Source organism: Acidimicrobiales bacterium (assembly GCA_035512495.1).
GTDB lineage: Bacteria > Actinomycetota > Acidimicrobiia > Acidimicrobiales > CADCSY01 > DATKDW01.
Genome location: DATKDW010000027.1, coordinates 1 through 4463 on the forward strand (window position 1 = coordinate 1; position 4463 = coordinate 4463).

Here is a 4463-nt window from a genome sequence, read left to right on the forward strand (position 1 = left end):
CACCGGTCCCCAGGGCCTGACCGGCCTGACCGGCCCAGCTGGCCCCAAGGGCGACACCGGTGACACCGGCGCCACCGGCGCCACCGGCGCCAAGGGCGACACCGGCCCCGCGGGTTCGGATGGCGCCACCGGTCCCCAGGGCCTGACCGGCCTGACCGGCCCAGCTGGCCCCAAGGGCGACACCGGTGACACCGGCGCGACCGGTCCCGCTGGCCCCACCGGTCCGACCGGTCCGACCGGGACCTTCGAGGTGACCCTCCGCTCCGCGACCGTGGAGTCGGGATCGACGGCGAGCGTGAGCTGTCTGACCGGGGAGAGGCTGACTGGCGGCGGGATCACCCAGACCAGCAACAGGAGGCTCTTGATTAGCGGGCCGACGTCGAGTGGGACGGGGTGGACGGTCACTGTCGAAGGCAACGTCCAAGGCACCCTCACGGCGTACGCGTTCTGTGCGTCCTGACCCCGCCCACTGACCTGAAGCGCCGCCAGCGAGGAGGCGCCTCGCGCACCCCCTGGCGACGGCCACTCTTGGCTCCCCTCGCTCGAGCTCTGGTCAGCGGCGCGCCGTTTAGCCTGGATCCACCGACCTGATGGGTCGGTCGAGCAGCTCAAGGTGGGCGTAGCCGGTGGCGGGGGTGTCTCGGGGCGCGTCGGGTCAGGGTCGTGGGCGGCGGTCGGTTGTGGGCGCGCTGGGTGCTTCTGCGGTGCTGCCAATCCGCTGACGATGCTCAGACCGGGACGGCGGACACGGCGCGCAGCGTGTCGGGGGCGCGGGTGAAGCTGTGTCGCCATGGCCAGTTGGTGGGCATGCCCAGGGTGGGTGGCCCGAGAGGTTGACGAGCCGGCCGGGCAGGTCGATGAGCTGGCGTCGGACCGTGCGGGGTGACGACGAGTCGTCGGGTCGCATGCCGCCGAGACGGACTGTCCAACGCAACAGGTTGTGGACCAGCACGGCGCAGGCGAGCCAGGCGGCGTTGGCGAAGAACACCCCGGACGGGCAGTGGCCCATGCCGGAGCCTTCTTTTCAGGTCGCGGATGTCCAACTCGACCACGGCATGAGCACGGTGGTGCCGGTCGCGTTTCCGCGCTCAGTATCTCTCGACGGCGCCCACCTTCTCGATGGACCGGATGCGGAGCTTGGCTCACGGTCCCTAGCCTCGGCCCAGAGTCCGTGACGCAGCTGACCCGCTGAGCGGTACTGGACCCGGAGGAGGACGAGAAATGGCAAGGAGTCCATCGGTAGCGACTGATGGTGGAGGCGTTCGCTTCCGCAGCGGCCGCTGGATCTTCTACGCGCTTCTCACGATCTGCATGGTCGTGACCACTGCGTCGGTTGTCGTCGTCGCGCAGCAAGCTGTGCGACAGACGAAGTGCGCACAGGCATCCGCGAACGCCGATGCCTGGATAGCGGTCAACGTTGTTGCGCGCGACTTCAACAAGGAAGTGAGCCTGGCGCAGAACGAAGCTGCCGTAACGGCGATCGACAAGCGCCTACATGGTTGCTTGCCGAGCGGACGCTGAGGTCTTTGGCCGCTCTCTCCCTCTCGTAGGAGATGCACCACGCGGGTGGGACTACGGGTTCTACGCGGTTGCGTGGTGGCGGGCGCTTCGGTGCTCGGATGATGATCCACCGTTGAGGCCCCCGGTCTCGCGCAAGTCTTGCCGCTTCTCACAGATGCAGGCCTCGGAGACCACGGGTGGATGTTGACGGTAGCCCTGACGGGCCGGCACGTCTCGGACTGGACGGCTTCGAGGCGGTCGCCGCCGCTGAGGTCGACGGTGAGCTCCATGAGCTCATCGAGACGACCGCGGCGCAGGTCGGCTGCCCGGGCTGCGGGGTCGTGGCGGTGTCCGATTCCCGCCGGCGGGCGTGGGTCCGTGACCTGCCTTCGGGCGGGCGGTCCGTCGCGTTGTGCTGGGCCAAGCGGGCGTGGCGCTGCGCGGGTGGGGACTACCCGCACGGGACGTGACCGATGCCGCCTCCGGATTCTGGATTCACCTGCGGCGCCGGACTTCCGCGTTCTGGATTTGGGTGCGGCGCCGTTCCGGATTCGCCCTCTGCGCACAGCACGAAGCCCGTGTGCGACGACCTCCCAGCCAGTTTCTGTCCGTGGTGCGCTCAGCGCAGGGCGGTGACGAGCGCTTCGACGAGCTCTTCCCTGCTCATGTGCTCGCCGATGCCTCGTCCGACTGCGGCGAGGAGGCCGACGTCGGGGCGGTCTTGCAGCAGGGCGGCGAGTAGGGCGGGATCCCAGTGCACGGGCACGGCGCACTGGAAGCGGGCGCCGGCTCTCGTCCGTCGCTGGCTGATGCCCACGACCTTGGCGTCGCCCACCAGCACCTCGCCCGGCCCGCGACCTGCGAAGCAGACCGTGCCGCCGAGCGGTCCGCACGCCAGCGCGTCCTCGTGGAGGTGCGTGCCGCCGACCCCGACGGAGGCGAGCGCCTGCTGCCACGCCCGACCGATCGGGAGGAAGGCACGACCGACGTCGTCGCTCCACAGCGGGTGGCCCCTCGGGACGATGACATCGACCCAGTGAGGGTCCCCGGGCCCGACCCACACGGCCCCTCCCCCGCTGTGGCGTCGCACCACGGCCACGCCGGCGGCGTGCGCGGCCTCGGCGTCGATGACCTCGTCGCGCTGGGTGGACCCGAGCACGACGGCGGGGCCGGTGGCGTCGAGGACCCACACCCGGGGCGTGCCGTCGTCGGGGACCTCGAGGGCGTGGAGCTCGCCGGCCGGTCCGCGGTGGTGCTCGACGACCCAGCCCGTCACGCGGACAGGGCCGGCTCGAGGGCGAGGTACGGGTGCCAGTCGTCGGGGACCGCGCCGACCGACACCACGATCCACGAGTGACCCGCCGGGGCCCTCGGCGTGGTCCGCAGCGCCATGCCGGTGTCCGGTAGGAGGCGGTCCCGCTTGCGGACGTTGCACGGCCGGCACGCGGCCACCACGTTCTCCCACGTGTGTGGGCCGCCCCGGGCCCGGGGGACGACGTGGTCGATCGAGTCGGCCGAGTCACCGCAGTACTGGCACCGCCCCCCGTCGCGGGCGAACACGGCACGCCGGTTGAGCGCCGCACGGCGGGCGAAGGGCACCCGGACGAAGTGGCGGAGCCGCACCACAGAGGGCACCTCGACGACGAGGCGCTCGGAGTGGAACACCAGACCGGACGGGGACACGAGGTCGGCCTTGTCGCCGAGCAGCAGCACGGTGGCACGTCGGGCCGAGACCACCGAGAGCGGCTCGTAGGAGGCGTTCAGCACCAGCGCCCGGGCGGTCATGGCCGGTCGGGTCCCCCGACGGGTGGTGCCGGCCGGGTGGTGTCGGTCCAGGCCAGCCAGGTGAGCAGGTCCTCGACGTCGATGCCGGCGCCCGGGTCGCCGTAGGCGGTGGTCATCCGGAAGCGCAGCCAGGCCCGGTCGGGGACCGGGAGGAACGGGCGGCGCCGCCACCAGCCCGGCACCACGAGCGCCCGAGCCTGGCGCAGCGCAGCGGGCCACAGGCGCGGTCGGGTCGCGATGGCCGCCACGGCCGCCCGCATCCCCATCCGTCGTGGCTGGGCAGCTGGCGGACCGGACCGGCTCAGCTCCGCTGCTGCTGGGCCTTCCACGATGCTCCTGCCCCCTCGGGTCGGGGCTCCTTCGGCAGTCCGAGGACCATCTCGCCGACGATGTTCCGCTGGATCTCGCTGGACCCGGCATAGATGGTGCCGGCCCGGGCGGTGAGGAACGTGCCCACCCACGAGGCCGAGTCGTTCGGGGCGCCGGGGTCGTCGGTCTGGAAGCTCGATGCCGGCGCCCGGCCCGATGGGGCGAGCGCATCGGCGCCGAGGATGTCGACGGCGAGCTCGGACACGCGCCGGTGGTACTCGGACCACTGAAGCTTGAACAGGCCGGCCTCGGGTCCCGGGTGGGCGCCGGAGAGGTACGCCGTCAGGGTGCGCCACCCCGACCACTTCATGATCTCGACGGTGCTGTGGGCCCGGGCGAGGCGCTGGCGCATCACGGGGTCGTCGTCGAGGCCCCGCTCGCGGGCCATGGCAGTCAGGCGGTCGAGCTCGATGCGGAACATGACCGGGAAGGTGGCGGCGGCGTCGCCCCGCTCGTAGCCGAGCAGGGTCATGGCCACGGCCCACCCATTGTTCACGCCGCCGACGACGTTCTCCTTCGGGCAACGCGCGTCGGAGAAGAAGACCTCGTTGAACTCGGAGTCCCCGTTGATCATCTCGATCGGGCGGACCTCGACGCCGGGCTGGTCCATCGGCACGAGCAGGAAGGAGATCCCCCGGTGCTTGGGGGCGTCAGGGTCGGTGCGGGCCAGCACGAAGATCCAGTTGGCGAGGTGCCCGGCCGAGGTCCAGATCTTCTGGCCGTTGATCACCCACTCCTCGCCGTCGAGCGTGCCCCGGCAGCCCAGGTTGCCCAGGTCGGAGCCGGCGTTCGGCTCGGAGTAGCCCTGG

Annotated in this window: 6 protein-coding genes; 2 read left to right on the plus strand and 4 right to left on the minus strand. The window is 71.6% G+C overall.

Going from position 1 to position 4463, the window contains the following annotated elements; translation table 11 throughout:
- The coding region (locus VMN58_03455) for a spore surface glycoprotein BclB (protein ID HUF32249.1) at positions 1-460 on the plus strand (460 nt) is incomplete at its 5' end.
- Between the two features lie 857 nt (positions 461-1317).
- Positions 1318-1521, plus strand: coding sequence for a hypothetical protein (locus VMN58_03460; protein ID HUF32250.1), 204 nt, complete (start codon positions 1318-1320; stop codon positions 1519-1521).
- Between the two features lie 598 nt (positions 1522-2119).
- Here the strand turns inward: VMN58_03460 and VMN58_03465 are convergent.
- The 4 genes from VMN58_03465 to VMN58_03480 form a co-directional block, all read right to left on the minus strand.
- A complete protein-coding gene (locus VMN58_03465) occupies positions 2120-2776 on the minus strand; it encodes a hypothetical protein (GenBank protein ID HUF32251.1) in 657 nt (218 codons plus the stop codon).
- On the minus strand, positions 2773-3285 hold the full coding sequence (locus tag VMN58_03470; GenBank protein HUF32252.1) for an HNH endonuclease: 513 nt from the start codon (positions 3283-3285) through the stop codon (positions 2773-2775). The genes VMN58_03465 and VMN58_03470 overlap by 4 nt, the downstream gene beginning before the upstream one ends.
- Positions 3282-3551: a hypothetical protein gene (locus tag VMN58_03475; protein HUF32253.1), complete on the minus strand. Its 270-nt coding sequence runs from the start codon at positions 3549-3551 to the stop codon at positions 3282-3284. Before VMN58_03475 ends, VMN58_03470 begins: the two co-directional genes overlap by 4 nt.
- A gap of 35 nt (positions 3552-3586) precedes the next feature.
- The coding region (locus VMN58_03480; GenBank protein ID HUF32254.1) for an acyl-CoA dehydrogenase family protein at positions 3587-4463 on the minus strand (877 nt) is incomplete at its 5' end.

What these genes read in the sequence shown, in the direction of transcription:
- VMN58_03470 (HUF32252.1), bottom strand. Translation starts at nt 3,285, where the DNA reads ATGACCGCCCGGGCGCTGGTGCTGAACGCCTCCTACGAGCCGCTCTCG.
- VMN58_03475 (HUF32253.1), bottom strand. Translation starts at nt 3,551, where the DNA reads ATGGGGATGCGGGCGGCCGTGGCGGCCATCGCGACCCGACCGCGCCTG.